This is a genomic window from Lentibacter sp., from assembly GCF_965658795.1.
Classification (GTDB): Bacteria; Pseudomonadota; Alphaproteobacteria; order Rhodobacterales; family Rhodobacteraceae; genus Lentibacter.
The window spans coordinates 59348-85814 of the sequence record NZ_CBFHTG010000002.1; the positions used below are offsets into that span (position 1 = coordinate 59348).

Here is a 26467-nt window from a genome sequence, read left to right on the forward strand (position 1 = left end):
GAGCCTCCTATGCCAAGTTATTATGCACTCGTTAGCACTCACAACTCCGTGCGCCCAGATTAAACTGCGTCTCAGATCGGGCCAGGACGCCTCTCTTCACTCAATAAAACATTTGCTTCAACCTCACCCGCACCAGGAAGTGTCATAATGCGCCGCCTCAAGACGCGCTCAAAGTCGGGGATGTCTGTTGCAACCACTTTGAGGCGGTAATCATAGAGGCCAAGGACGTGCTCCACACTCAAGACCTCTGGAATAGCCGATACAGCCCGCTCAAAGTCCTCAAGGCTCACCCGCCGCTTTGTTGCGAGCTTGACCCCCAAAAAAACTGTCACACCCAGGCCCAGCTTCTCTCTATCCAGCCGTAGGCGCCGGCCGCTTATGACACCGGAGTCTTTTAAGCGCTTAATACGGCGCCAGGTTGCCGGTTGAGACAAGCCCAGCTTTTCGCCAAGCGCCTTACTGGTCACGCGCGCATCGCGCATCAAGGCACGCACTATGACATGGTCTGTTTTGTCTAGCTCAATCATATTGGTAAAGCCTCATCTGTTTTGATACGCGCTATGTGCATCAAAGCTTCAATGTCAGCGATATGTGGTAGCGTCAAAATATGAGCGCGGTACACCTCCTGATAGTGGGCCATGTCTCGCGCAATGACAGATAGCCTGACATCAACCTTCCCCAAAAATGTTTGTATCTCTAGAACTTCCGCAACATTGCGGGCTTTGGCAATAAACTCGTCAAATGCCGTGGTCTGCGTTTTATCAAGCGTGATCCGCAAGCTCACCTCAACAGCAAACCCGAGAGCCTGCCAGTCAACAACCGCCTCATGGCCCAGAATAACCCCATTGCTCTCAAGCTTCTCCAAGCGCCGCCAGCAGCTCGCCGCCGTAAGAGCGCACCGCTCGGCTATTTCGGCAACCGATGCGTCAGGAGCGGCTTGATACTGGCGTAATATGCGCCGATCAACATCATCCAGCATAAATATTCTCTATATTATGTATACCAAGAATATATATCTCAACTTAATAGGGAAATAAAGCAATTTTGATCGGAACATCGCTGCCTGATCGCTAAATTACTGTTAGAAAACAAACTTCAAAGGAGAGCCCCATGCGCGTTTACTATGACCGTGATTGCGACATTAACCTTATCAAAGACAAAAAAGTAGCCATCCTTGGGTACGGGTCACAAGGACACGCGCACGCGCTGAACCTCCGTGACTCAGGGGCCAAGAATGTTGTTGTTGCTCTGCGCGAAGGCTCGCCATCAACAAAGAAAGCTGAAGGCGAAGGCCTGAAAGTTATGGGTATCGCAGAAGCAGCCGCTTGGTGTGATGTCATCATGTTTACAATGCCCGATGAATTGCAGGCAGAGACGTACAAGAAATATGTACACGACAACCTTAAGGAAGGCTCAGCAATTGCATTCGCACACGGCCTCAATGTTCACTTTGGATTGATTGAGCCTAAGCCAGGCGTTGATGTGATCATGATGGCCCCCAAAGGCCCAGGCCATACAGTGCGCGGTGAGTACACAAAAGGCGGCGGTGTGCCTTGCCTTGTAGCTGTACACAACGACGCCACAGGCAAAGCTCTTGAAATCGGCCTGAGCTACTGCTCCGCCATCGGTGGCGGCCGCTCAGGTATCATCGAAACAAACTTCCGCGAAGAATGTGAAACAGACCTCTTCGGTGAACAAGCCGTTCTATGTGGCGGCCTTGTTGAGCTGATCCGTATGGGCTTTGAGACCCTCGTAGAAGCTGGTTACGAACCTGAAATGGCCTATTTCGAGTGCCTCCATGAGGTAAAGTTGATCGTCGATTTGATCTATGAAGGCGGCATTGCCAACATGAACTACTCGATCTCAAACACCGCCGAATATGGTGAGTATGTTTCCGGCCCACGCATCTTGCCATACGAAGAAACCAAAAAGCGCATGAAGGATGTTTTGACAGACATTCAAACCGGCAAATTTGTACGCGACTTCATGCTCGAAAACGCTGTTGGCCAGCCTTCGTTCAAAGCCACACGTCGGATCAACGACGAGCATATGATCGAAGAAACAGGCGCAAAGCTACGCGGCATGATGCCGTGGATCTCAGCTGGCAAAATGGTTGACAAAGAGAAGAACTAAGCAACCACCTCGAGTGGCAAAAGAGGGCGTCAACTTTGGCGCCCTCTTTCACTTTTAATCGGCACTACCGCCAACCGAGCCTCCCGACATTACGTCAAGCGAGGGGAACAAAACTAGGAAACTTAATGTCAGCCACCCCCCAAATAACACCGAGCAGCTGGATGATGATCATGGTGCTGGGAATGATCTGGGGCGGCACATTTCTTGTCATTGAGCTGGCGCTAGAAACGATGACGCCCTTCTGGATTGCGGCAGCTCGTATCGGCTTTGCAACGCTGCTCACACTTGGGATCTGGCGCGCTACGGGAGGAAAGCTCTGGCGCACCCAGGAACAGGCATGGCTCTCTCTCATTATTGTCGGTGCACTCTCATCAGCGATTCCATTTATGTTGCTCAGCTGGGGGCAACAGTATGTCACATCAGGGTTTGCAGGTGTTTCTATGGCAGCGGTTGCCTTGCTCGTCTTGCCGCTTTCTCACTTCTTTGTACCTGGTGATCGAATGACACCGAGGCGGATCGTCGGCTTTGTTATCGGCTTTGTGGGCGTCGTCATCCTCATTGGCAGTCAAGCCTTCACGTCGACTGGAGCCGCTCTTGAAACACCGGGCCGGATCGCCTGCCTTGGTGCGGCCACATGCTATGCCATCAGCTCTGTTGTGATGCGACGACTACCACCGATCGACCCTATTGGGCTCGCAGCAGTGCCGCTCATTTTCGGCTCGGCTCTGGTTATTCCCACCGCATATCTAAGCGAGGGGCTTCCACCCATGCCAGACCCACAAACCCTCATGATCCTTGCATTTCTGGGATTGGTACCAACAGCCGGGGCAAATTTCCTACGCGTTTGGGTGATCAGAACTGCAGGCCCGGTTTTCATGAGCCTGACAAACTATCAAGTGCCTATCTGGTCAGTTGTTCTTGGCGCCCTGATCCTTTCAGAGCCGCTGCCAAGCAGTCTTGTGTTCGCCCTCGCCCTCATCCTAGCCGGGGTCGGCTTGAGCCAGTATAGCGCACTCTCCAGACTCTTTAGGAAAAGCTAAAGAGCCCCCTCGACAGCTGAGACGATAGCATCCACCGATTGCTCCAAAAGCGCCTCATCTTCGCATTCGGCCATGACACGCACCAATGGCTCTGTGCCCGACTTGCGAATAAGCAAACGACCACGGCCTTCGAGCTCAGCCTCCACGCGCGCGATTTCAGCTTGCACCGAAGTATCGTCCAAGGGAGCCTGCCCTTGCTGGAAACGGACATTCTTCAAAAGCTGTGGGACTGGCTCAAACGCATTTGCAAGCTCGGAAGCACGTTTACCCGAACGCACCATTTCCGCTAAAAACTGAAGTCCAGCCATGAGGCCATCGCCAGTGGTTGCGTAGTCGGTCATCACGATATGGCCAGATTGCTCGCCTCCAAGGTTGAAGCCACCGTCACGCATTTTCTCGACAACGTATCTGTCACCAACCCCTGTGCGTTCAAGTCCAATACCATGACCCTGCAAGTAGCGCTCAAGGCCTAGGTTTGACATGACTGTTGCAACCAAAGCATTGCCCTTCAAGCGGCCTTCAGCGGCCCATCGAGAAGCAAACAGACCCATAATCTGATCACCGTCTGCAACGGCACCAGTCTCATCAATTAAAATGACACGATCCGCATCGCCATCAAGACAAATGCCAATATCCGCCCCATTGGCAACTACGGCCTCTGCGGCAATATTTGGTTTTGTCGAACCGCAATTCTGATTGATATTAAAACCGTTAGGCGAGACACCAATTGGAATAACCTCGGCCCCAAGCTCCCAAAGCACTTCTGGCGCGGCTTTGTACGCGGCACCATTGGCGCAATCGACAACAACTTTGATACCATCCAAACGGACACCAAATGGGAAGGTAGACTTGACACGCTCGATATAGCGAAAGCGGCCATCGTCGATCCGCTTTGCGCGACCAATGTTGCGCGACTGAGCAGGTTCTACCCCCTCTTTGACGAGAGCTTCTATCTCCATTTCAGCCTCATCTGACAGCTTGAAGCCATCAGGGCCGAAGAATTTAATTCCATTATCTACAGCAGGATTGTGGCTAGCAGAAATCATAACACCTAGATCAGCACGCATAGATGTGGTGAGAAGGCCAACAGCTGGCGTAGGAATTGGCCCAAGCAACAGGACGTTCATACCTGTACTTGTTAAGCCGGCGGTTAGAGCGTTTTCAAACATGTAGCCAGATAACCGTGTGTCTTTTCCAATAACAACACGATGCGCAACGGACTGATCCTTACGAAAAAAGCGCCCGACGGCTGCGCCAATTTTGAGCGCCATTTCTGCGGTCATCGGATAAGTGTTTGCGGTTCCGCGGACACCGTCTGTCCCAAAAAGTTCTCTCGTCATCAATACTCTCCCTCGGTAGCAGCCCGCCATAAGCGTAAAGCTTGCTTTGTTTCCGCTACATCATGAACACGCAGTACCTGCACGCCTTGCGCAACACCTGCCAGCGCGGTTGCGACCGACCCGTGAGCGCTCTCGTGAGGCGTTTCGACGGCTCCAATTTTGCGGACAAACCCTTTTCGAGACACTCCCAACAATATTGCACAACCGAGACTGTGAAACAGGCTTAAATGCGTCATAAGCTTCAGATTATGCTCGATTGTCTTGCCAAAACCAATCCCCGGATCAACAATAATACGCTCCATCGGAACACCCGCATTCACCAGTGCCGACACTCTTTCTTCAAGATAATCATACACATCTAAAGCGACATCGTCATATTGGGGCGCGTTTTGCATGGTCTCCGGCAAGCCCTTTGAGTGCATCACAAAAACGGGCACTTCTCGCTCGGCACACAATGGCGCCAGATGGGCGTCAAAGGAGAAACCCGAAACGTCATTTACAAAATCAGCACCAGCATCCAGTGCTGCAATCGCGACTTCTGCTTTTCGTGTATCAATTGAGATCGGCGTCGAGAGCGCATCCCGGACGGCGGCAATGACCGGGGCTGTACGCGCAACTTCAGCCTCTCGGGGCACCTCAACAGCCCCTGGCCTTGTGCTCTCGCCTCCAACATCGAGGATATCAGCGCCGCTCGCAGCCATATCTTTTGCATGTTTGAGTGCAACGGCTGCACCGTTAAAGCGCCCACCATCACTGAAGCTGTCGGGGGTCACATTCAAGATACCCATCAAACGTGGCTGCTCAAAACTAACAGGCCCAAAAGGGGCTCGTGGTGCCGTCAGTTTGTGTAAAACATCTGAAGGGATTCTGGCTGCAGGAACGAACCTTGAAGGCTGCCCACGCTGAATAATCTCAACCTGAGTAAACCAACACCAACCTCCTGCCAAAGTAGCGGCATCGGAAGGGCGTATCGGCCCATATTGAACAAGAGGGCGATAATAGTGACGTGTCATCTTAAAGACCTTACAAAGCCAGAAACCACAGCATTCTCAGATATGTGTATCCAAAACATCAACTTCGATCACATCGAGCCCGGAGCTGTGGGCCAGCTTGGGCGCCCCAACCGTTACAAAGCGTATCGCACCCATAGCTTGCGCAAACCAAGTTGCGAGATTTAGAGCACTTCTTTCATTCACTGTAGGCCCGTCAATAGCATCCAGAATGATTTTTGAAGGCGCCCAGACACTAATCTGGCCGTTCTTCATGGCCCAATCCAGTTCTGTACGTGTCTCGACCACAACACAGCGTGCATCGAATCCCGCGAGCACCCAGGCATTCTGCTCGAGCGCCAACAGATCTATGCGGCGCTGTGCCATCGGAGCGAGCGATTGAGGCGCAGCCATATCAGGCATATCAACGCAAATCAGCGCAGGCATATCAGCACCAACAAGTTGATCAATCCAACCGCTCAAATTTTCAGACTGTAGAGCCGCATTTGACAAAAACAGAACCTGCGGATGAGGGCCGTCCTCTACCTCAGCGGCACTCGCTTCTTCTACGTGTGAGCGTACGATCTCGACACCAAGCGCGCCGGGCCCACGATCAAGCTTTTCTATACGGACAAAAACCCGCATGGCTTGAGGCTCCCACAGAATAAGCTCTGCGACCCGCTCCGCAAGGGTCTCGAGCAAGTTGAGACGCTCTTCACCCAAGGCCGTTGCAATGGCTTCGGTCACTTTGTCATACGATAGGATTTTGTCGACGTCATCGCCTATGTCGCCAGACAAAGGCCGGACTTCGACCACAACATTGAAGCATATCCGCTGCATCAAGCCTCGCTCAGCCTGAAACGCGCCTATCTCGACTTCGACAATATGATCACGAAGCGAAATACGATCCAGCGCACCAGTTGCGGAGGTTGCACGAGAACGGACATCAGGATGATCAAAGGCTTGTTTAATTTCGCAGCTCACGACGACAGGCACTCCAGCTTTTTTATAGTCTCACCGCCTATACACGCCATAAACCTCAGGTAAAGCCCAGGCACACCATAAGGCGTCATTTAGCGACTATCAGTTACGTGAGAGGCGGGATGGTTGCTTGTAGAAATGGTGAAACCCGATCGTCGCCGTTCTAGGGAACTTATCTGCCCAATATGGCGAAACCGCTTTTGTGTGATAATGCGTCGCGCCTTTCGTCAAAGGCCGCTTAGCGCTCTTCATCGTCAACTTGGCGATCTTACCCACCCGCTCAAATGCGCGTGGTTCTGCGATAACTTCAGCATGCCCGTCACACGTATAGGTAAACTGGCACGCGTACTTTCGACCTGTGCCTTGGTGCACAACACCGCAAATTGTATCGGGGTAGCTCGCACTACTAACGCGATTAAGGATCACTTCGGCAACCGCAAACTGCCCCTTAACGCTCTCTCCTCGCGCCTCGAAGTAAAGCGCTTCAGCGAGGCAACGCCATTCACGCCCCCCAGATTGCTTGGGTTGCCCTGCTAACCAATCACGAGAGTATGTTATGCCGCCCGATGACACTTTGGCAGCTTTTGACCGTTCAAGGAGCGACACAAGATGCGTTTGGGGAATCGCGTTTAGCGCGCGCTGCTCTTTTCCAAAAAGCCGCTTAATCGAAACATCTGCAGAGGCGGGCAAAGATAACGCCCCGCTAAACAAAACAGCCAAAACAAGCCTAAGCATATGCATGGCCTCCTATCAATCTGACGTGGTCTTCACACGCATCGGCAGTTTTTATGGTTTTTTAAGTCGTCATGCAAGTTTCCGCGCCGAGCACACCTTTGCATCTGTTGCGGATTTACGCCGACGAGCCGTGACGCGCTGTAAATCTAGTGGCTAGCGGCAAGCGCCCCTACCCTATCTTGTCCTTGATTGCGAGCTGGGCCGCAGCCAGACGGGCGACAGGAACCCGGAAAGAGGAGCAGGATACGTAGTTGAAACCCGCATTTCGACAAAATGCGATCGACTCAGGGTTGCCACCGTGTTCACCGCAAATAGACAAGACAAGCTCAGATGACGCTTTACGGCCGCGCTCTGCTCCCATTTGGAGCAGCTCGCCAACACCATCTGTATCAAGCGTATGAAACGGATCTTCTGGATAGACACCAAGCTGCACGTAAGCCGACATGAAACGCCCGGCATCATCACGAGACAAACCGTATGTCATCTGAGTCAAATCATTGGTGCCAAAGCTCAAGAATGAAACATGCGGCGCGATCTCTTCAGCGCGTAGCGCAGCGCGAGGCGTCTCAACCATCACACCGAGCCTGTATTCAAAGTCCTGGCCTGTTTCTGCGCGCACAGCGGTTGCCACCGCATCAACACGGCTTTTGACCAGTTCAACTTCCCGCTTGGCAGATACGAGAGGAATCATGATCTCTGGAACAACCGCTTCCCCATCTCGGCTTGCCGCAATGGTGGCTTCAAAAATAGCACGCGCCTGCATGTCGTAAATCTCAGGAACGGTCACACCAAGACGTACACCGCGCATGCCCAGCATAGGGTTATACTCGCTCAGCGCTTCCACGCGACGCGTCACATCGGACAACGGTAAATCAAGGGCTTCCGCCAGCTCCCTGCACCCTGCCTTGTCGTGTGGCAAAAATTCATGCAGGGGCGGATCAAGCAGGCGAATACACACAGGCTTCCCCTGCATAATCCGAAACAGCTCAGTGAAATCATCTCTTTGCATCGGCAAAAGTCGATCCAGTGCTGCGCGGCGGTCTTTTGGCTTATCTGCAAAGATCATCTCCCGCATCGGGGTCAGCCTGTCCGCTTCAAAGAACATATGCTCGGTGCGGCACAGGCCTATACCTTCCGCCCCGAAATTGCGCGCGGTCGCCGCATCAGTTGGGGTGTCGGCGTTGGCTCGCACTCCGATGTCCCTCACAGCATCAGACCAGTCCATCAACTCCTGAAAGGCATCGTCTTGAGCGGCTTCCAGCATAGCGGGCTCACCGGCGAGTACGTCACCTGAGGTGCCATCAATGGTAATGATGTCTCCCTCCCTGAAAACACGGCCATCTTCAGATGTCACTGTGCGCTTTGGAAGGTTGAACGTGAGGCTTAAGGCCCCCACAACACAGGGCAGCCCCATGCCGCGCCCAATGACCGCCGCATGACTGGTCATACCACCTCGTTCAGTCAAAACAGCAACTGCGGCGTGCATACCTCTGATGTCCTCAGGTGCCGTTTCACGCCGAACAAGAACACAGGCCTCGCCCCGAGCGGCACTTGCCTGAGCCTCTGAAGATGAAAACACGATACGTCCTGTCGCAGCACCCGGGCTGGCGGCGACACCCGTGGCAATTCTGTCGCGCTGCGCCGTCGGGTCAACCTGACGGTGCAACAATTCGTTGAGCGCACGGGGTTCGACCCGCATCAGGGCCTCTTCGCGAGAGATGATCTGATCTTTGGCAAGATCGACCGCGATACGCACGGCCGCTCTTGCAGAGCGCGCTATCCGCACGCCATCAAGCAAATGCACTTTGCCATTCTCGATGGCAAATTCGGCCTGCATTTCTTCGCGCAGCTTCACACGCATCAATGCCGTATAGTCCTGAAGCTCGGAAAATGCTGTGGGCGCAAGCTCTTCCAAAGACGGGCCCCGCGCATCAGCCTCAAGAAAAAGGGCTTCAGCATCTTTTGCCAGCGCATCGCGCCCTTGGCTTTGAGACAGGTAGCGCCCTGTGATCTGCGGCTCGCCAGAGCTAGAATTCACCAATTGAATGACACCGGACCCGCTTTCCCCTGATCCGATGCCAAAAACCATCTGCTGCACAACCAACCCGAGACCTGCGTCAGCCGGAGCGCCTTTGGCTTGGCGCAACAGCCGTGCTGTGGTGCCCTCCCAAGCGCGCGCCATTGAGCGCAAAACCGCAGCAAGCTGCACCGCTGGCTCCTGCGGAAAGCTCTCTTCAGCCTCGTCTTCATAGGCCTTCAACGCAGCCGAGAGGCCTTCTTGCCCGTCAGCCCCGATGTCTTCAAAGAGGTCAGGGTCCAAGCGGGCCACGTGAATGGCGTAGGATTGCACGAAGCGCAAGTAAAGTTGCGCAGCCGCATCTTGCCCGAGAGCATCGCAAAAATCGACGTAGACAGCGTCATTCATGCCAATATTGAGAACAGCCCCAGGCCCGCCCCAATCAGGGTCTTGAGACGACGGGCGCACGCACAAAAGCTGGCCCTCGCCAAATGGCTCCAACAGCAGGTTCATATCAGGCAACTGACCCGAAGCGATGCCGTGCACTGCCGAAAACGACAAGGCAACAGTCATCGGGACAGGCAAATCAAGCCTGACAAGGCGCTGTAAACACTTTGCTCGCCCGCCATGCGTATAAGGCTTGATAGGCGCGTTGCTCGTGATCAGCGTTATATTCGGATCATGTTTCTGCACTGCGGCACATTAAACCCAGTTCTGAAAGCGGCGCAAGCCTAGCCTTCAAGACAGGTCAAATCAGCAACGCTGTTACAGACCGTCCGAATGCGGTTGAGCAGGTTAAGGCGGTTGCGGCGTACAATCTGGTTGTCGGTATTGATTTGGACTGCCTCAAAGAACGCATCAACCGGGCCGCGCAACTGCGCCATCGATGTCATCGCACTTTCGTAGGCGCCGTTTGCCAAGCCTGTCTTGATCTCAGCTTCCGCACGATCAAGCGCCACGAAAAGTGCTTTCTCGTCGTCGGTTTCGGCGTATTTGAGATCAGCTCCAAAACTATACTCAACCCCGTCTTTTGACTCGGCTTGTGTCAGAATATTATTGGCGCGTTTAAATCCTTGAACAAGGTTCGCACCCTCATCTGTTTGCAACACGCGGCCCAAAGCGGCAGCGCGCTCCGCAACGAGCTGGATGTCGTCGCTCAGGCTTCCAGACAGGCAAGCATCAATCACGTCGTGGCGAATGCCCTCGTCTTTAAGGTGGACTTTAAGACGATCATGGAAAAAGCCCAAAAGGTCGATGGAGATGCTTTGCTCATCCCCCTTCAGTCCTACAGCGGCCTTGTGGCGCACGAGCTGAGCATCCAAGAAATGCGAAAGAGACAGAGACAGGTTGTTTTCACGGATCAGGCGGATCACACCAAGCGCAGCACGACGCAGTGCAAACGGGTCTTTTGAGCCCGTTGGCTTCTCATCTATCGCCCAAAAACCAGTCAGCGTGTCTAGCTTGTCAGCCAATGAGACCGCCACAGACAGCGGTGCTGTTGGCACAGTATCTGATGGCCCGAGCGGCGCGTAATGCTCTTCACAAACAGCTGCCACGTCATCTGCAAGGCCCGCAGCCTCGGCATAGTAACGCCCCATAAGCCCTTGAAGCTCCGGAAATTCATAGACCATCTCAGAGCTCAGGTCTGCTTTGGCGATCCGTGCGGCCTGCTCTGCGATATCAGCATCTGCCCCAACGTGAACGGCAATATCTCGCACCAGCGCCGCAATACGTTCTATTCGGGCGGCCTGACTTCCAAGCTTGTTATGGAATGTCACGTTCTCAAGCTGCTCGGTCCAAGCCGACATGCCAGTCTTGGCAACGCGCAAATCATTCTCCCAGAAGAACTTGGCGTCGCTCAACCGCGCCGCAAGCACCTTTTGATTTCCTGCAAGGATCGTTGCGCCGTTGTCGCTTGTTTCTCTGTTGGCCACAGTCACGAAACGCTCGATACGCTGGCTCTTGGCATTTCTAACCGAGAAGAACTTCTGGTGTTCTTTCATCGAGGTTTGCAGCACTTCAGCAGGCAAGGCGAGGAACGCCTCGTCAATCTGACCCATCAACACAACAGGCCATTCAACCAAGCCAGATACTTCCGCCAAAAGGCCAGCATCTTCAACCACTTCAAGGCCGCTCGCAAACGCCTGATTTGTTGCGTCCTGCCAAATGTGGTCAGCGCGCTCTTGAGAGTCCAACACCACGTGGGCGCGTTTGAGCTGGCTGTCATATTGCTCAAAGTTTGATACCGAAAAGCGCCCTGCACTCATGAAGCGGTGGCCCTCTGTTGTGTCTGAAGCCTTCAGGCCATCAATATCGACGTCAACAATCCGGCTGCCCGCTTCGTCCTCCAAGATACAAAGTATCGAATGCAAAGGCCGAACCCAGCGCAAGCTACCTGTGCCCCAGCGCATCGATTTTGGCCATGGAAAATTGCGCACTGTGCGCTCCAGAACTTCGCTGACGATCTCATCGGCAACGCGCCCTGTTTTTTCGATGGACGCAAAGTATACCGCGCCTTTTGGCGTATCGCGTTCTTCCAGTTGGTCGCGCGTCAGACCTGCGCCGCGCAGAAAGCCCTCAATCGCTTGCTCAGGTGCGCCGACCTTCGGCCCTTTGCGCTCTTCTTTAACAGTGGGGCTTTCGGCCGTCAGACCGTCCACGGCAAGGGCCAAACGCCGAGGTGTGCTAAAGGCTTTTGCACCAGAATAGGTCAGCCCGGCCTCAACGAGGCCGTCTGTTATCAGCTTTTGCAGGTTTTTGGCTGCTTGAGCCTGCATACGCGCAGGAATTTCTTCGGAGAACAGTTCAATCAGCAGGTTAGGCATTGGCTGCGCTTTCTATATTCACGGTTTTTCTGGGCAGCCTTCGGGGACTGGCTTGCCATCAAAGACTTCTACACCGCATTCGTTGATCTGATGCCAGGCAAAGCCGCGACCATCGGGCAAAACGGCAACAACACGGTCAATCCCGTAGATGATGTTTTCCTCGCCAAGGAAAGGCACAGCCTCTCCCCGGGCAAGCGCTTCACCCACTTCAACGGCATCAAAGCACTCAAACCAGCTTGGCGCGAGCAGAGGCTCGGCAGCCTCGTAGGGCTCGTATGTTTCGCTCAACAAGGCGATGCTCTGAGATGTCGTAAAGCAGGCCCGATAGCGGATGGGCGAACTTGTGGCTGTAATGGCCTCAAAGCCATCATACAAAATTGGCTCGGGTGCCCCACTAACAAGAGAAGTCAGCTGAACGTCAGTTTCGCCATCAGCCATAACAGCATCGTAGTAAGCATAAACCTGCAGATAATAGATGGCTGCGCCAGCGATCAATGACAGCACGACGATGACTCCCGCGATAATTTTCCCGCTCATGCGGCGTATCCTCCAGCTTCGGTCTGAACAAACGCATCAGCACAGAGTTTGGCCAAAGCACGCACACGGCCAATGTAGGCCTGACGCTCAGTAACGGAAATTACGCCACGCGCATCAAGCAGGTTAAACAAATGGGATGCCTTGATGCATTGATCATAGGCAGGGTGCGCCATGACGATCCGCTTACCTGTCTTTGGATCATCTGCCTCGGTCTGCAAAATACGCTGACATTCAGCCTCGGCATCCTCAAAATGTTTCAGGAGCATCTCTGTATCAGCCACGTCAAAGTTCCAACGGCTGTACTCCTGCTCCGTTTGGCGGAACACATCGCCATAGCTCAGCGCAATTGGCGCATCTGGATCGTTATAGGGCATGTCCATGACATGCTCCACACCAAGCACATACATAGCAAGACGCTCAAGACCATATGTCAGCTCACCAGACACAGGGTGGCAATCGTGCCCGCCAACTTGCTGGAAATAAGTGAACTGTGACACTTCCATACCATCACACCAGACTTCCCAGCCGAGGCCCCAAGCGCCCAATGTCGGGCTCTCCCAGTCATCCTCCACGAAACGAATATCATGGCGCTCCATGTCAATTCCGATCGCGGCGAGCGACCCGAGATAAAGCGCCTGCAAGTCGGGTGGGCTTGGCTTTATCAGCACCTGATACTGGTAATAGTGCTGCAAACGATTCGGGTTTTCGCCATAGCGCCCATCGGTTGGCCGCCGCGATGGCTGCACATAGGCGGCCGCCCATGGCTTGGACCCTAAAGACCTGAGCGTTGTCGCCGGATGAAACGTTCCCGCGCCAACCTCCATGTCATAAGGCTGCAACATGGCACAGCCCTTGGCTGCCCAATAGGACTGCAGCCGCAAGATGATCTCTTGAAAACTACGCGGTTTGTCTGTGCGTTCCGCCATATCTATGCCTTTTCTCAGCGTTGGTCAGCCGTTTGCGCACTACCTATGACGCCAGCGCGATCAGGTCAATCAGACGCCCGTTTTTGTCGCATGGTCCGAGGCTGGCGATAATCAAATAAAGAGTTGTTTGCGTTATTTGGATGCACACTCAAAAGAATTTGATAAAACGGCTTAAGCTTCTCACACGGCACATTTAATGACGAGGATTTCTGTTAATGTCACGGCTCTTGGTTTCTTTTTCTATCGTACTCACCCTTTGGATGGGTGCCGTTACAGCCCAAGATCAAAATCAAGACCCGGTTTGGATCCAGATTGAAGCGCAACCTAGCCTCACGCAGGCGCAAGAGCGTGTCCGCGCCTATTCTGCCGCCCTGCCCGATGTAAACGGCTTCGCCCTTGGTGGCGGCTGGTACGCAATTGCGCTTGGCCCCTACCTGCCCGATGATGCGCGCGAAGTTCTGCGCACCTACCGCAGCGAAGGGCAGATCCCGCGCGACAGCTACATCGCCTACTCGGCAGGCTTTCAACAACAGTTCTGGCCACTTGGCGCAAATCTACTCAACCTCCCCGCAGCTCAAGCCCCCGCAGCTTTGGACGTGGCACCCCCCGCAACAGAAACGCCCGCGACCGGCGACAGTATTATAACCGAAGCGGCACCGACACTCACCGCGCCAGATGAAACACCAACTGAAGCCCGCGCTTCGGAGGCGGCCCTCAGCCGCGAAGACCGTGAGCGCCTGCAAGTGGCCTTGCAATGGGCTGGGTTTTACGACGCGGCGATTGATGGTGCGTTTGGTCGCGGCACGCGTCGCTCCATGGCGGCCTGGCAAGAGGCCAACAACCACACCACCACAGGCATCCTGACCACCGCACAACGCCGCGAACTCTTTGCACAATACAACGCCATCCTTGATGGGCTCGGGCTCAAGCGCGTCCAAGATACCAAGGCCGGTATCGAAATCAGCCTCCCCACAAATGTGGTGGCGTTTGCCAAATATAGCCCCCCGTTTGCGCATTATGATGCATCAGGCGATATAAACGCACGTGTCTTGCTCATCAGCCAGGCCGGTGACCAAAATACGCTCTACGGGCTCTATGACATTATGCAAACTCTTGAAATCGTCCCTGCTGACGGCCCGCGCGAACGCCGCGGAAACGCCTTCACCCTTGTGGGCGAGAGCGCCACGACGGTCTCCCACACAGAGGCCTGGCTGGAAAACGATGAAATCAAAGGGTTCACGCTGATTTGGCCTGCGGGCGATGAAGAGCGCCGCAGCCGCCTGCTTGGTGAAATGCGTGCTTCATTTTCGCGGCTGACAGGTGTCTTGGACCCAGCCGCTGGCATCGATGAGCAAAGCGTAGACCTTGTCGCAGGCCTTGAAATCCGCCGCCCGAAACTGGCGCGCTCAGGCTTCTTTCTCGACAGCGCTGGTCACATTGTCACCACGTCTGAGGCTATCAGTGCCTGCTCAAGAATAACAATCGAAGACGAGTTCGAAGCCGATATCCTTTTTAACGATCCAGTAGCTGGCATCGCGATATTGCGCAGCAAAGAAACTCTCAGCCCCGCACAGACGACCACTCTCACCTCTCGCGACCCGCGCCTGCAAACCGAGATCGCGGTCTCAGGGTTTAGTTACGAAGGTATTCTGGGCGCACCGACCCTGACGTTTGGAACCCTGAGTGATGTGAAGGGCCTCGGTGGGGAACCCGAACTGAAGCGGCTTGCGCTGAATGTCCTGCCCGGAGACGCAGGTGGCCCTGTGTTTGACGATGCTGGCGCAGTTATGGGGATGTTGCTTCCCTCTCCACAGGGCGACAAGCAACTCCCTGACAATGTGAGCTTCGCTATCGACGCGGCAACGATCCGGAAAGTCGCGCAGGCGGCCGGGCTCTCGCCCGATGCTTCGGGGCGTGCCGGCCTCATTGCACCAGAAGATCTTACGCTGGAAGCGCAGGGCATGACCGTCTTGGTGAGCTGCTGGGAGTGATCTCACGCGATTGGCCTACAGGATGAGGCGGGCCAATGGCTCGCCTTTTCTTTATCCGCGCCAGAACGCCGGTATGACCAGCGCATAGACAACCAAAAGCTCCAAGCGGCCAATGAGCATTGCGAAGGTCAGAATACCTTTGGCGACATCATTCAGACTAGAGTAGTTGCCGGCGGGACCGATGATATCGCCAAGCCCCGGGCCGATGTTGGCAACCGTGGCCGCCGCGCCAGAAACAGAGGTGACAAAATCGAGCCCCGTGAAGGAGAGGGCAACCGCCACAAAGCCAAGCGTCAAAATGAAGAATACGAAGAAGCTCATCACCGAGCTCAACACATCCTGACTAATCGGGCGCCCGCTGTACTTTGGTGTGAAGACACCATGGGGCGCTCTGATTTTCTTGATTTGAGAGGCGATGGAGGCAAACAGGATCTGGTAGCGAAAGACCTTGATCGAACAGGCCGTTGAGCCCGCGCAGCCCCCAATCAGACCGATCAGAAAGAAGATCGTGACGAGAAACGGCCCCCAGAGCATGTAGTTTACACTGGAATAGCCTGTGCCTGAAATGATCGAGGCAATGTTGAAAAGAGCCTCGCGAAAAGCTTGCTCCCAGTGGTGCGGAAATATCTTTGTCAGCAAGATCGTTGTGACAATAACCAGCACAATCACCGTGTAGAGGAACCCACGGACCTGCACATCCAGCAGAGGCGCATCCCACTTGCCATTGAGCATTTGAACATAGCGCACAAAAGGCAGCGCTGAGAGCAACATAAAAACAGAAGCCGCATACTCTAGCGGCCCTGTGAAGACGCTGAAACTGGCATCATAGTTTGCCATCCCGCCTGTCGAAACGGTCGTGAAAGCGTGCGTGAACGCATCAAAAACACTCATGCCAAGCAAGATATAGGTCACGATACAAGCCGCTGTCACGGAAACATAAATGGCCGAGATCTGCGAGGCGATCTGCGTGGCGCGGGGGAGGATTTTTCCGAATGTATCAAAAGACTCAGCGCGGAAAATCTGCATCCCGCCAACACGTAGCTCTGGCAAAAAAACCATCGCGACAACAATGATACCAATGCCGCCAAGCCATTGCAGGATCCCACGCCAGAGCAAAATACCGCGCGGCATATCATCTAGGCCCGTAATAACGGTTGCGCCTGTTGTTGTCAGGCCCGACATCGCTTCAAAAATCGCATCGATGAAAGACAATTCAGATGCGCCAATGATCAACGGCAAAGCCCCGAATATGGGCAAAGCCACCCAGACACCTGTGGTGAGCAAGAAGGTTTGCTGGATATTGAGCCCTTCTTTGACACCGTTTTGGCACGACAGCGCAACGAGCCCCCCCACCAGCATGGTTATCACAGCACTTTCGGCAAAGGCCGGCCAGTGCCCCCGTCCATCGACCATATCGATCACCATAGGCGCGAGCATCGTGAGCCCGAGCGCGGCAACAAGAAGGCCAATAACGTATCCAACGGGGCGAAGATCAAACATGAGCGCAGGCTTGGCTTGAAGCCGTGACCCTGTCAAGCATGACTGGCAAAATCAGCCCCCCTCACAAACGCCAAATGCCAGCAACGTCCACTTGGGCACGTAGCTGGCATTTGTTTCTTCTTTGCAGCGAAGCGGCTGTTCAGCAGTAAAACAAACCACTTAGAACGCGCATTTCGATATCATCGCGGTTGATGCCTTTTTTGGCCAGCTCTTCATCGCTCAAAGCGTGAAGGGCAGCGATCTGGCGGCGAAACGGTTCGACGCGCTGTTTGTCTACGTTCTCAAGCCAGCCTACGAAGCCGCTTTGAACTTTGGAAAAAATCTCAGCAAAGCCAAAGCCAGCTGTTGTGGAAAGTGTCGTATAAGCCATTTTGGAAACCTCATTTAATGGTGTGGTTTCCTCCCTCACTTCGAATATAGGTCAGCATTGCTAACCTTACCAATGCCAATACGGAATACCTTATCCGCGCGAGGCGCATAGCTTAGCCAACATGGAACAATGTCGAGAACAGCTTCGGATCAAGGCTTTCGCTCTCAAACAGCGCCCCTTCTGTCAAAACACTTACCGCGTCATGGCTGTGCAGACTTTCCTGATGGCTCGCGATCACCCGGAAGTCACCAACGCGCTCGTCTTGCTCAAACTTTTGCGCAAACAGACGTGCAGCATCTTCCACAAAAATGGGGTTGGCTGCGTTGAGCTCGGCAAAGGCCTGCTCGTCCTCGCGCTTGACCATCACTTGTGTCTCAGTCGGAACAGCGGCGCGGCACATCTCGATCAAGTCTTCAAACCACAGCCTGTCTCCACCCGTATTTTCGACCGAGATACGCGCAACAGAGCGCTGGGAATGGGGCGTAGCCAGTTGCCCCCGCGTTTGGCGCGCGTGCTCTGACAGCTCAAGAGAGCAAGGGCATGTGGACGAATAGACATAGTCCAAATGCATAATCTTGCGGCGCACGCCATCCACCTCGATCAACTCGAGTGCAAAATCGTAATACTGATAGCCCTCCAAGCCAGACCGCAAGCTGCCCACCTTCATGGGAAACGAAAACCGCATCTGGATGCGGGCGTCAAAGCTTTCCAGATCGGTTTTGTAATCGTCCAGCGCGGCTTCGATGATGTCAAAGGAGAAGGTAGAGGCCGAATGCTTATAAAAGCTGCGCATGATGCGCGACATGTTAATACCCTTTTTACCCGCCTCCAGACTCACCGTCCCTGTGACAGAGGTCTCCAGAGTCAGGTCGCCGTTGTCTCGCGTGTGAAACTTGAGCGGCAGGCGAAAGTTTGAAATCCCCACATGCTGAATCACCCGTGGCGCGCCTTTGATCAGGCTTGAGGGGCCGTTCTGCAAGTCAGGCAATGTCGCTTTATAGGCGTCATCAACTTCAAATTCTTCAGGGTAAGCCCTTGCTAGAGCTGGGTAATTTGACACTTCACCCTGTGGTAACAGCCGCGCAATCACAGGATCAAGATCGGCAACTTCCTCAGGAGAGGCACTCAAAGCCCAAGCGCGCAATCGCTCTAGCGCGGCCTTGGCTTCGACGCGATCTGGTGCGGCAATCATTGGTCCAACCTGCTTGTTCATAGTGCTGTCCCCCTTGGGTCACATTGAGTGTAACTTAAGGTCAATACGCAGCGAATGCCATCTCAGACCAAAAACTTCACACAAGCGTCATATCGCAGATTTCTGCAAAATGCGGCGTGGGGCAGCCTATGGGGCAAGCTGTATGGCAGCCTGTATGGACAAGCTGTGGGGCGATTGCGCTGTTTAAGCCTCCTCCAAGGCGTGCAACACGTCGTCGATGATGTCGTCCACATCCTCCAGCCCGACAGAAAAGCGCACAAGACCATCCGATATTCCGAGGAGGTCTTTCTGCTCTTGGGGCAGGCGCTGGTGCGTGGTGGTGGCAGGGTGTGTGGCAATCGACTTTGAGTCGGCAAAATTGTTGGAGATTGTGGCCAGCTCCAAAGCATTGAGCATACGGAAGCAAGCATCGCGTCCGCCCTTCACTTCAAAGGTCAGCACAGTGCCGCCAGCTTCGCCCTGCGCAAGCGCAAGCTCAGCCTGCGGGTGGGCCGAATGGGTCGGGTAGCGCACCGCAACAAGCTTGGCGTGACCATCCAGCGCCTCGGCCACTTTGAGCGCAGCAGCGGCTTGGGCGCGCACGCGCAGTTCGAGCGTCTCAAGCGACTTGAGGTGTGACCACGCCGTAAACGGGTTCATCGCGCCACCAGTATGCTTCAGGTAGGATTCGACCGGACCACGGATAAGCGCTTTGCTGCCGCAGATGATTCCGCCAAGCATACGCCCCTGCCCGTCGACATGTTTGGTCGTGGAGATAATAGCGATATCTGCACCACAGTCGCGGGCATAAGAAAACACAGGTGTGGCCATGGCATCGTCAACCAATACGAGCGCGCCCTTGGCGTGGGCCACATCGCAGACATAGCGCAGATCAATCACCTCAAGGGTCGGGTTGGAAATACTCTCGAGGAAGACAAGGCGGGTGTCCTCGCGGATGGCCGCATCCCATGCCGCGTTATCACGACCATCAACCAGAGTGATTTCGACACCGAAGCGCGCGAGGATATCTTCAAGCACATAAAGGCAGGAGCCAAAGAGCGCACGGGACGCAACGACATGATCGCCCGCTTTGAGCAAGGACATCAGCGCGCCGTTGACAGCCGCCATGCCGGAGGCGCAAGCAAAACCATCTTCAAAGCCCAGATAGCCGGACATGCGGTCTTCAAACATCCGCACCGTCGGGTTGCCGTAGCGTGCATAGATGAACTCGTCTTCACCCGCTTTGACAAAGCGGGCCTCGGCGGCTTCGGCTGTTTCGTAGACAAAGCCTTGCGTGAGAAAGAGCGCTTCACTCACCTCGCCATATTGCGAGCGGCGGGTGCCGCCATGAACAAGTGCGGTGCGGTTCTTACGTGTTTTTGGCATGATATCCTCCGCCAAGAAAAAAGCCCCATCGGCCAAGCCGAAGGAGCCCCTTCACCTGACCTTTTAGCAGATTGTTTTAAGTGGCCCGCAATCTGGTAACAAATCGCCACTGGATCGCACGTTTAGGTTCAAAGGCCTGAGCGGTCAAGTTTCGCTTTCATCCTCAAGCGCGTAGGTGGTGAAGAGCTTTGCCTGACTCATGAAGAATACAAACATGGCCGCCGTGTCGCCGAATGTCTTGAAATAGACCCATGTTGTTTCTGACATGAAGCGCCAGATCAGCTCATTGGCCAAAGCCGTTGCAAAGAGAAACCACATCAGCCTGTGCGTCAGGATCATCCAGCCCTTGTCTTGCAGAGGCATCATCCCCTCCATCACATAGCGCAGGTAGGACTGGCCACGCAAAAGGCCAACGCCAAGGATCGCCCCCATCAGGGTGAAAAAGATTGTCGGCTTGATATAGAGAAATCTGGGGTCATTGAGCCAGATCGTGAGCCCCCCGAAGACGACCACAAGGACCAGTGTCATAATCTGCATTCTGGAGATGTGGCCTGTCAGCTTCCAGAGAATGCCTGTTGTGAGCACGAGGAGCGGCACAAAGCCAGCTGTCACAAAGATAAAGCCCGAATAGTCACGGCCTGCGACGGTGAAGACATCGTCTTTGAACATCATATAGGCCGCGAAAAACAGGATCACCGGCCCCATCTCAAGCGCGACTTTCACAAGCGGGTTTATTTCTTTTGTCTCGGCCATGGTCTCTCCTAACCTCCCATTTCCACTATCACAGCCCCCAGTGCAATCAATGCCATAAGCGCAATGCGGCGCGGGCCGACTGTTTCTTTGAGCGCCAGCCACCCGATAAGCGCCGCAAAGACGGTCGAGGTCTCACGCAGAACGGCCGCTTCGCCCACATTGCCAAGCCGTGTCGCCATCATGACCGAGCCAAAGCTCGCGATGGCCACAAACGCCCCGATGAGGCCCCGCTGCATCAGCGGGCCAATGTCGGGCGGGTTGGTCATGGAGCGATAGCGCGCATAGGCCAGGCAGGGAAAGAACACCCCGTCGATAAAGAAAAACCACGCCAGAAAGGTGAACGGGTTGGCGGTGGCGCGGATGCCGTAGGCATCCCATGTGGTGTAGAGCGCGACGAACAGCCCCGTGATAACCGCCAGACCAAGGGCCGCGTTGAGCGTATCGCGCTCGGCGGTCACATGGCGCAGGTTGTAGACGGCAAGGCCGTATATTCCCAAAAGAAGTGTCCCCACCCCTGCCCACTGAATGAGCGTGAAACGCTCACCAAAGAGAAAATACGCACCAATGACCGTAAAAAGCGGCCCTGTCCCGCGCACCACAGGGTAGACCACGGTGAACGCCCCCTTGGAGTAGGCCCAGCTTTGCATGAGCTTATAGCCCACATGAATGACGAAAACGGCCAAAAAGATCGGCCACATATGCGCCTCGGGCCACGGCACAACAAAGAGCGCAAAGGGTGCGGCCATGACGGCATAGCAAAAATCTATCGCGCCACGTGTGAGCCAGGGGTCGTGCCGCCCTTTTTGCAGCGCGCCAAAGACCGCGTGTAGAAAAGCGGCCGAGAGCGCAAGAAGGAGCGCGAGCCGATGGCCCGCCTCAGTGCCCTCAAGCGAGATCAGCCAATCACTCAAGCGTCACAATGGGGGCCAGCCCCCAGACCCCCGGGATATTTAGGGCAAAAAGAAAGAGCATGGTGTTCAGTCCGCCTCAAGCCCTGTGAGGGCGGCCGCGAACTCTTCCGGATCAAACGGAGCGAGATCGTCGAGCTGTTCGCCAACACCGATGGCATGGATCGGCAGCCCGAACTTGTCGGCCAGCGCGACAAGCACACCGCCTTTGGCTGTGCCGTCGAGTTTGGTCATGACAAGGCCTGTGACATCGGCCAGCTCCTGGAATGTTTTGACCTGAGACACCGCATTCTGGCCTGTTGTGGCATCCAGCACCAGAAGGGTGTTGTGCGGCGCGCTTGGGTCTTTCTTGCGGATCACACGCACGATCTTGGCCAGCTCTTCCATCAGGTCGGCGCGGTTTTGCAAGCGGCCTGCTGTGTCGATCATCAGAAGATCGGCGCCATCGGCTTCGGCCTTGGTCATTGCATCAAAGGCGAGACTGGCAGGGTCGGAGCCTTCCGGAGCCGTGAGAACAGGCACGCCAGCCCGCTCGCCCCAGACTTGAAGTTGCTCGACAGCCGCGGCGCGAAACGTATCGCCTGCGGCGATCACCACGTTTTTGCCTGCGGCCTTGAACTGGCTTGCAAGCTTGCCAATGGTGGTTGTCTTGCCCGAGCCGTTTACACCGACAACAAGCACAACCTGTGGCGTCTTGGCGTAGAGCGGCATGGGCTTGGCAACCTCGCCCATGATCCGTGCGATTTCTCGCGCCAGTATTTGCTTGATCTCGCGGGTTGAAAGCTTGGTGCCAAAGCGGCCTTCAGCCATATTCGCGGTGACGCGCAGGGCGGTATCAACCCCCATGTCAGATGCGATGAGCAGCTCTTCGAGTTGCTCCAGCATGTCGTCATCCAGCACCCGCCGCACGACTGTCTCGCTTTCGGCGCGCCCCAGCAGGCGGTCAAAAAGGCCGGCCTTCTTGGGCTGCTTGGCTGCTGGTTTGGCTGCAGGTTCCACGGGCGCGACACTTGGCTCAGGCTCAGGCTCAGGCTCAGGCTCAGGCTCAGGCTCAGGCTCAGGCTCAGGCTCAGGCTCAGGCTCAGGCTCAGGAAGGACGGCCGATTCTGGCTCTTCTGCAAGCCCCACTTCGGCAGCTGTGTCTGGCTCCGATACCGGCTTGGGCTCTCTGTCAGCCACGCGCTCTGCCGGAGGCGTCAGAGCCTCAACGGCCTCGACCTCACCGCCGTCACTGACGATGGCGTCCAACCCCTCTTCGAGCTTGGAGGAAGACTTGAAAAGCTTGTCTTTGAGTTTTTTGAAAAACGCCATGCTCGCCCCAGAGGTTTGTTGTAAGCTCACATGTAACCCGCTACCCCAGAAGTGAAAAGAGGCTGTGCAACAGTTGCGTTTTGCCGTCTTCGCCTGGATCGCGGCAAAGCCGATGGGTATAGATGAGTGTGATGAGAGTTTGGCTAAGTGTATTTGCCCTGTTTTGTCTGGCCCTGCCCGCTTGGGCCGAGCCGCCTGACCGCGCCTGCACAACGACAAAATGGGGCCAGCAAGAATGTATCCGTTGGGAGCACTTTGTGCATGACACTTGCCAGCTGATTGGCACCATCACAGCGCGGCACGGTTTGGACCCTGGCTTTTTCACACGTCTGATTTGGCAGGAAAGCCGTTTTGATCCTTTTGCAAAGAGTCATGCCAACGCCATGGGTATTGCGCAGTTTATCCGCTCCACCGCTGATCTGCGCGGGCTTGCCGACCCCTACAACCCGGCCGATGCCTTGGAGCATTCGGCCCAGTATCTGGCAGACATGGCCCAACGCTACGGCAATGTCGGGCTGGCAGCTGTGGGCTATAACGGGGGCGAGCGGCGCGCAGAAGGGCTGATTGCGGGCACAGGCGGCCTGGCGCAGGAAACGGTCGATTATGTGCGCATCATCACAGGTGCAGGGCATGAAACATGGGTACAAGAGCCCCCCCAAGAGCTTGACCTGAGGCTCTCCAAAACAGAGAGCTTCACCGCCGCCTGCCACGCCTTGGCCAAAGAGCGCCGCCTCTCGCCACCGCCAAAGACGGAGCCAAGTCTGAAGCCTTGGGGTGTCCAGCTGGCCTTTGGGACAAGCAAATCTGCGGCAAAGGCAAAATATGAAGCGCGCACAGCGCAGTGCCGCGCGCAGTTAAAAGGCGAAACAGCGGATTACATTTTTGAAAAAAGCCGCGCGAGCCGCAAAAACGGCTATTATTTTGCCCGTATCGGCCGTGACACGAACCAGAGCGCATGGGCCTTTTGCAACACGCTGAAAGCGTTGGGCTGTCTCTGTGCGGTCTACCGAAACAGAGGCTAGAACGCGCCCGTAAAGCCGATGAGCAAAAGCGCAAGCGCCGACCAATATGTGCCCCAGACAACATAGGGCAAACCACGCCGCAGTTTGTGGCCCTTGGGCAGCACAAACATATCTTGGGCCAGCGCGAAATCAGACAGAATAAACAAAAGCGCGGCAGGCAAAACAAGCGCGAGGCCCGCAACTGGCGGCAACACCATTGCCATGACCCCCATCAAGACAATCACAGGCACATAGACGAGAGCAGCCCAACGCACCGCGCCTGCGGTCTTGAAGAGCAGATACAGCATAATCAACCCAAGCAGCACCAGCGCCACAACAAGCGGCCAGCCATCAGAGATGCGCACAAAGTCAGCACTGGGCTGAAGAAAGAAGAGAGCCGCAAAGGACAGGTGACCAAAGGCAAACGCCCCGATGCCTGAAAAAAGCTCTTCTGTGCTGTCTTGTTTTGCGGCGCTGCGCGACAAAAAGAAATCGCCCACAGCGCAAGCCGTCAGGCCAACAGCCAGAAGCAGCATATCCGAGAGTTTGAAAGCAACAGCCGCCAAGAAGGCGACCGAAAGTGTCTTCACGACAGACTTGAGCCAAGACGCCCCGGGACGCGCGCAGATGGCCAGATAGCTCGCCGCACAAAAGGCCGCGGCCAGAAACAGAAGCGTCGCATCATTGGGCCAGCCGAACATCAGATCTCCTCAGGGAAGTGCTTTATCGCCATCCTTATCGGGTTTGGTGCGGCTTGTCCAAGCCCGCAGATCGAGGCATCAACCATGGCGGTCGAAAGCTCTTCCAGCAGTGCTGTGTCCCATTTGTCGGCTTGCATCAGCTTGACGGCTTTTTCACAACCAACCCGACATGGCGTACACTGGCCGCAGCTTTCATCCTCAAAGAAGCGCAGCATATTGAGCGCGGCATCGCGGGCGCTGTCTTTGTCAGACAGCACAACAACAGCCGCCGAGCCGATGAACGAGCCGTGCGGCTGGAGCGTGTCAAAATCAAGCGGGATGTCGTTCATATGGGCCGGCAGGATGCCCGACGACGGGCCGCCCGGCTGGTAGGCTTTGAGCCTATGGCCCTCAAGCATACCGCCGGCAGCCTCGATAATGTCCATGATGGTGGAGCCGGCGGGCAACAGATGCACACCCGGGTTTTGCACCCGACCAGAGACAGAGTAGGAGCGCAGGCCTTTGCGGCCGTTTCTCTCAACCGCGTTCAGGATCTCGGGGCCTTCGCGCATGATCTTTGCGACCCAGTGCAGCGTCTCGACATTGTGTACAAGCGTTGGACGCCCGAAGATGCCAACCTGTGCGACAAACGGCGGACGGTGACGCGGCATACCGCGCTTGCCCTCGATGCTCTCGATCATCGCGCTTTCTTCACCGCAGATGTAGGCGCCCGCGCCGCGGCGCAAATCGATATAGCCCTCAGCAACCAGCCCTGCATCTTCCAGCGCTTTGATTTCGCGGCGCAAAATTTCGAGCACGGCGGGGTATTCATCGCGCATGTAGATAAAGCAGGTGTCTGCCTCAACCGCCCAAGCGGCTATCAGCATACCTTCCAGAAAAAGATGCGGCACGCGCTCCAGGTGGAAGCGGTCTTTGAACGTGCCCGGTTCGCCCTCATCGCCGTTCACAGCCAGATAGCGCGGACCCTCGTTCATCCGCACAAAGCCCCACTTCTTACCCGAGGGGAAGCCCGCGCCGCCAAGACCGCGCAGGCCCGAGGAAAGAACCTGCTCCTGAACAGCCTCCCAATCGCCCTTTTCGCGCAGGTTTGAGAGCACTTCATAGCCCCCTGCGGCGCGGTAGGCCTCAAAGGTCTCATAGGGTGGCAGATGCGCATGGGTGTCATCCGCTGCGATGGCGGCAAGCACCTTTTCTGGCGTGGCATGGTCGATATGGTTGTGACCGATCTCAAGCACCGGGGCCGTATCGCAGCGGCCCATACACGGCGCGCGCAGAACGCGCACTTGCGCAGGGTCATGACCTGCCTCAAGCGCGGCCTTCAGCGCCTGGGCACCCGCAAGTTCACAGGACAGGGAATCACACACACGGATTGTTAGAGCGGGCGGCGGTGTCTCGCCTTCTTTGACCACATCAAAATGGGCATAGAAGGTGGCAACCTCATAGACCTCGGCCATGGAGATGCGCATCTCTTCGGCCAATGCGCGCAAATGGGCGGCTGAGAGGTGGCCGTATGTGTCCTGAATTCTGTGCAAATACTCGATCAGAAGGTCGCGGCGGCGCGGTGCATCCCCGAGCAGCGCCTTGACGTCCTCCCAAGCCTGATCCTGAAGCTGGCGGCCCTTGGGCGTGTGGCGCCCTTTGCCCTTGCCCGATTTCCAGACACCTTTGCGTTCGTCCAGCCCCATGAGAGCCCCCTGTCTTACGTTTGAGACAAGCCTAAATGCCGTGCACCGCGGGCGCGAGGCTAAAAACGACCTTAGGCGGATCATTCGCGTTCAGCCCGATGAAACTTTGCCCATTTCTGCCCTACTGTTGCCACGCATCCGCGTTA

23 protein-coding genes and 1 riboswitch are annotated in these 26467 nt (G+C 55.5%); of the genes, 4 read left to right on the forward strand and 19 right to left on the reverse strand.

What is annotated here, in order from left to right; genetic code table 11:
• Positions 1-71 precede the first annotated feature (71 nt).
• Together ACTG3X_RS01735 and ACTG3X_RS01740 are read right to left on the reverse strand one after the other, a co-directional pair.
• Positions 72-527: an Lrp/AsnC family transcriptional regulator gene (locus ACTG3X_RS01735; RefSeq protein ID WP_439109502.1), complete on the reverse strand. Its 456-nt coding sequence runs from the start codon at positions 525-527 to the stop codon at positions 72-74.
• Positions 524-979, reverse strand: coding sequence for an Lrp/AsnC family transcriptional regulator (locus ACTG3X_RS01740; RefSeq protein WP_439109503.1), 456 nt, complete (start codon positions 977-979; stop codon positions 524-526). Before ACTG3X_RS01740 ends, ACTG3X_RS01735 begins: the two co-directional genes overlap by 4 nt.
• Positions 980-1110: 131 nt before the next feature.
• On the opposite strand from ACTG3X_RS01740, the gene ilvC reads away from it, so the two are divergent.
• Positions 1111-2133: a ketol-acid reductoisomerase gene (gene ilvC, locus ACTG3X_RS01745; protein ID WP_439109504.1), complete on the forward strand. Its 1023-nt coding sequence runs from the start codon at positions 1111-1113 to the stop codon at positions 2131-2133.
• A gap of 125 nt (positions 2134-2258) precedes the next feature.
• On the forward strand, positions 2259-3173 hold the full coding sequence (locus ACTG3X_RS01750; protein WP_439109505.1) for a DMT family transporter: 915 nt from the start codon (positions 2259-2261) through the stop codon (positions 3171-3173).
• Here the strand turns inward: ACTG3X_RS01750 and glmM are convergent.
• From glmM to ACTG3X_RS01790, 8 genes are all read right to left on the reverse strand, one after another.
• A complete protein-coding gene (glmM, locus tag ACTG3X_RS01755) occupies positions 3170-4513 on the reverse strand; it encodes a phosphoglucosamine mutase (protein WP_439109506.1) in 1344 nt (447 codons plus the stop codon). The two genes, ACTG3X_RS01750 and glmM, sit on opposite strands and share 4 nt — an antisense overlap.
• Positions 4513-5526 carry a dihydropteroate synthase gene (folP, locus tag ACTG3X_RS01760; RefSeq protein ID WP_439109507.1) on the reverse strand — a complete coding sequence of 338 codons (1014 nt, stop codon included), beginning with the start codon at positions 5524-5526 and terminating at the stop codon, positions 4513-4515. The genes glmM and folP overlap by 1 nt, the downstream gene beginning before the upstream one ends.
• A gap of 36 nt (positions 5527-5562) precedes the next feature.
• Positions 5563-6486: a dihydroneopterin aldolase gene (locus ACTG3X_RS01765; protein ID WP_439109508.1), complete on the reverse strand. Its 924-nt coding sequence runs from the start codon at positions 6484-6486 to the stop codon at positions 5563-5565.
• A gap of 99 nt (positions 6487-6585) precedes the next feature.
• A complete protein-coding gene (locus ACTG3X_RS01770; RefSeq protein WP_439109509.1) occupies positions 6586-7218 on the reverse strand; it encodes a cell wall hydrolase in 633 nt (210 codons plus the stop codon).
• Between the two features lie 169 nt (positions 7219-7387).
• Positions 7388-9796 carry a pyruvate, phosphate dikinase gene (ppdK, locus tag ACTG3X_RS01775; protein WP_439109510.1) on the reverse strand — a complete coding sequence of 803 codons (2409 nt, stop codon included), beginning with the start codon at positions 9794-9796 and terminating at the stop codon, positions 7388-7390.
• Between the two features lie 170 nt (positions 9797-9966).
• Positions 9967-12060, reverse strand: coding sequence for a glycine--tRNA ligase subunit beta (glyS, locus tag ACTG3X_RS01780; RefSeq protein WP_439109511.1), 2094 nt, complete (start codon positions 12058-12060; stop codon positions 9967-9969).
• An 18-nt stretch (positions 12061-12078) separates the two neighbouring features.
• Positions 12079-12597, reverse strand: coding sequence for a DUF6446 family protein (locus ACTG3X_RS01785; RefSeq protein ID WP_439109512.1), 519 nt, complete (start codon positions 12595-12597; stop codon positions 12079-12081).
• Positions 12594-13523, reverse strand: coding sequence for a glycine--tRNA ligase subunit alpha (locus ACTG3X_RS01790; RefSeq protein WP_439109513.1), 930 nt, complete (start codon positions 13521-13523; stop codon positions 12594-12596). The genes ACTG3X_RS01785 and ACTG3X_RS01790 overlap by 4 nt, the downstream gene beginning before the upstream one ends.
• Before the next feature lie 215 nt (positions 13524-13738).
• Between ACTG3X_RS01790 and ACTG3X_RS01795 the strand changes: the two genes are divergently transcribed.
• Positions 13739-15514: a serine protease gene (locus ACTG3X_RS01795; RefSeq protein ID WP_439109514.1), complete on the forward strand. Its 1776-nt coding sequence runs from the start codon at positions 13739-13741 to the stop codon at positions 15512-15514.
• 51 nt (positions 15515-15565) lie between these two features.
• On the opposite strand, the gene ACTG3X_RS01800 is transcribed toward ACTG3X_RS01795, so the two are convergent.
• From ACTG3X_RS01800 to ftsY, 7 genes are all read right to left on the reverse strand, one after another.
• On the reverse strand, positions 15566-17014 hold the full coding sequence (locus ACTG3X_RS01800) for a TrkH family potassium uptake protein (RefSeq protein ID WP_439109515.1): 1449 nt from the start codon (positions 17012-17014) through the stop codon (positions 15566-15568).
• A gap of 139 nt (positions 17015-17153) precedes the next feature.
• A complete protein-coding gene (locus ACTG3X_RS01805; RefSeq protein ID WP_439109516.1) occupies positions 17154-17384 on the reverse strand; it encodes a DUF1127 domain-containing protein in 231 nt (76 codons plus the stop codon).
• Positions 17385-17496: 112 nt separating this feature from the next.
• Entirely contained in the window at positions 17497-18597 is a 1101-nt protein-coding gene (folE2, locus tag ACTG3X_RS01810; protein WP_439109517.1) for a GTP cyclohydrolase FolE2, read from the reverse strand.
• 183 nt (positions 18598-18780) lie between these two features.
• Positions 18781-19962: an aminotransferase class V-fold PLP-dependent enzyme gene (locus ACTG3X_RS01815; protein WP_439109518.1), complete on the reverse strand. Its 1182-nt coding sequence runs from the start codon at positions 19960-19962 to the stop codon at positions 18781-18783.
• Between the two features lie 43 nt (positions 19963-20005).
• Positions 20006-20082: riboswitch (SAM riboswitch) on the reverse strand.
• 24 nt (positions 20083-20106) lie between these two features.
• Positions 20107-20715, reverse strand: coding sequence for an inner membrane-spanning protein YciB (locus ACTG3X_RS01820; protein WP_439109519.1), 609 nt, complete (start codon positions 20713-20715; stop codon positions 20107-20109).
• A gap of 8 nt (positions 20716-20723) precedes the next feature.
• A complete protein-coding gene (locus ACTG3X_RS01825) occupies positions 20724-21626 on the reverse strand; it encodes an EamA family transporter (protein ID WP_439109520.1) in 903 nt (300 codons plus the stop codon).
• Positions 21627-21692: 66 nt separating this feature from the next.
• Positions 21693-22934, reverse strand: coding sequence for a signal recognition particle-docking protein FtsY (ftsY, locus tag ACTG3X_RS01830; protein ID WP_439109521.1), 1242 nt, complete (start codon positions 22932-22934; stop codon positions 21693-21695).
• 131 nt (positions 22935-23065) lie between these two features.
• Between ftsY and ACTG3X_RS01835 the strand changes: the two genes are divergently transcribed.
• Complete coding sequence (locus ACTG3X_RS01835; RefSeq protein ID WP_439109522.1) at positions 23066-23956, forward strand: lytic transglycosylase domain-containing protein; 891 nt, start codon at positions 23066-23068, stop codon at positions 23954-23956.
• On the opposite strand, the gene ACTG3X_RS01840 is transcribed toward ACTG3X_RS01835, so the two are convergent.
• Positions 23953-24636: a lysoplasmalogenase family protein gene (locus ACTG3X_RS01840; protein WP_439109523.1), complete on the reverse strand. Its 684-nt coding sequence runs from the start codon at positions 24634-24636 to the stop codon at positions 23953-23955. The genes ACTG3X_RS01835 and ACTG3X_RS01840 overlap by 4 nt on opposite strands.
• Positions 24636-26321: an NAD(P)H-dependent oxidoreductase subunit E gene (locus tag ACTG3X_RS01845; protein ID WP_439109524.1), complete on the reverse strand. Its 1686-nt coding sequence runs from the start codon at positions 26319-26321 to the stop codon at positions 24636-24638. The genes ACTG3X_RS01840 and ACTG3X_RS01845 overlap by 1 nt, the downstream gene beginning before the upstream one ends.
• Positions 26322-26467: the final 146 nt, after the last annotated feature.

What these genes read in the sequence shown, in the direction of transcription:
- glyS (WP_439109511.1), bottom strand. Translation starts at nt 12,060, where the DNA reads ATGCCTAACCTGCTGATTGAACTGTTCTCCGAAGAAATTCCTGCGCGT.
- ACTG3X_RS01845 (WP_439109524.1), bottom strand. Translation starts at nt 26,321, where the DNA reads ATGGGGCTGGACGAACGCAAAGGTGTCTGGAAATCGGGCAAGGGCAAA.
- ilvC (WP_439109504.1), top strand. Translation starts at nt 1,111, where the DNA reads ATGCGCGTTTACTATGACCGTGATTGCGACATTAACCTTATCAAAGAC.
- ACTG3X_RS01840 (WP_439109523.1), bottom strand. Translation starts at nt 24,636, where the DNA reads ATGTTCGGCTGGCCCAATGATGCGACGCTTCTGTTTCTGGCCGCGGCC.
- folE2 (WP_439109517.1), bottom strand. Translation starts at nt 18,597, where the DNA reads ATGAACAAGCAGGTTGGACCAATGATTGCCGCACCAGATCGCGTCGAA.
- ftsY (WP_439109521.1), bottom strand. Translation starts at nt 22,934, where the DNA reads ATGGCGTTTTTCAAAAAACTCAAAGACAAGCTTTTCAAGTCTTCCTCC.
- ACTG3X_RS01800 (WP_439109515.1), bottom strand. Translation starts at nt 17,014, where the DNA reads ATGTTTGATCTTCGCCCCGTTGGATACGTTATTGGCCTTCTTGTTGCC.
- ACTG3X_RS01750 (WP_439109505.1), top strand. Translation starts at nt 2,259, where the DNA reads ATGTCAGCCACCCCCCAAATAACACCGAGCAGCTGGATGATGATCATG.
- glmM (WP_439109506.1), bottom strand. Translation starts at nt 4,513, where the DNA reads ATGACGAGAGAACTTTTTGGGACAGACGGTGTCCGCGGAACCGCAAAC.
- folP (WP_439109507.1), bottom strand. Translation starts at nt 5,526, where the DNA reads ATGACACGTCACTATTATCGCCCTCTTGTTCAATATGGGCCGATACGC.
- ACTG3X_RS01735 (WP_439109502.1), bottom strand. Translation starts at nt 527, where the DNA reads ATGATTGAGCTAGACAAAACAGACCATGTCATAGTGCGTGCCTTGATG.
- ACTG3X_RS01815 (WP_439109518.1), bottom strand. Translation starts at nt 19,962, where the DNA reads ATGCCAAAAACACGTAAGAACCGCACCGCACTTGTTCATGGCGGCACC.
- ACTG3X_RS01835 (WP_439109522.1), top strand. Translation starts at nt 23,066, where the DNA reads ATGAGAGTTTGGCTAAGTGTATTTGCCCTGTTTTGTCTGGCCCTGCCC.
- ACTG3X_RS01740 (WP_439109503.1), bottom strand. Translation starts at nt 979, where the DNA reads ATGCTGGATGATGTTGATCGGCGCATATTACGCCAGTATCAAGCCGCT.
- ACTG3X_RS01790 (WP_439109513.1), bottom strand. Translation starts at nt 13,523, where the DNA reads ATGGCGGAACGCACAGACAAACCGCGTAGTTTTCAAGAGATCATCTTG.
- ACTG3X_RS01805 (WP_439109516.1), bottom strand. Translation starts at nt 17,384, where the DNA reads ATGGCTTATACGACACTTTCCACAACAGCTGGCTTTGGCTTTGCTGAG.
- ACTG3X_RS01795 (WP_439109514.1), top strand. Translation starts at nt 13,739, where the DNA reads ATGTCACGGCTCTTGGTTTCTTTTTCTATCGTACTCACCCTTTGGATG.
- ACTG3X_RS01785 (WP_439109512.1), bottom strand. Translation starts at nt 12,597, where the DNA reads ATGAGCGGGAAAATTATCGCGGGAGTCATCGTCGTGCTGTCATTGATC.
- ACTG3X_RS01770 (WP_439109509.1), bottom strand. Translation starts at nt 7,218, where the DNA reads ATGCTTAGGCTTGTTTTGGCTGTTTTGTTTAGCGGGGCGTTATCTTTG.
- ACTG3X_RS01820 (WP_439109519.1), bottom strand. Translation starts at nt 20,715, where the DNA reads ATGGCCGAGACAAAAGAAATAAACCCGCTTGTGAAAGTCGCGCTTGAG.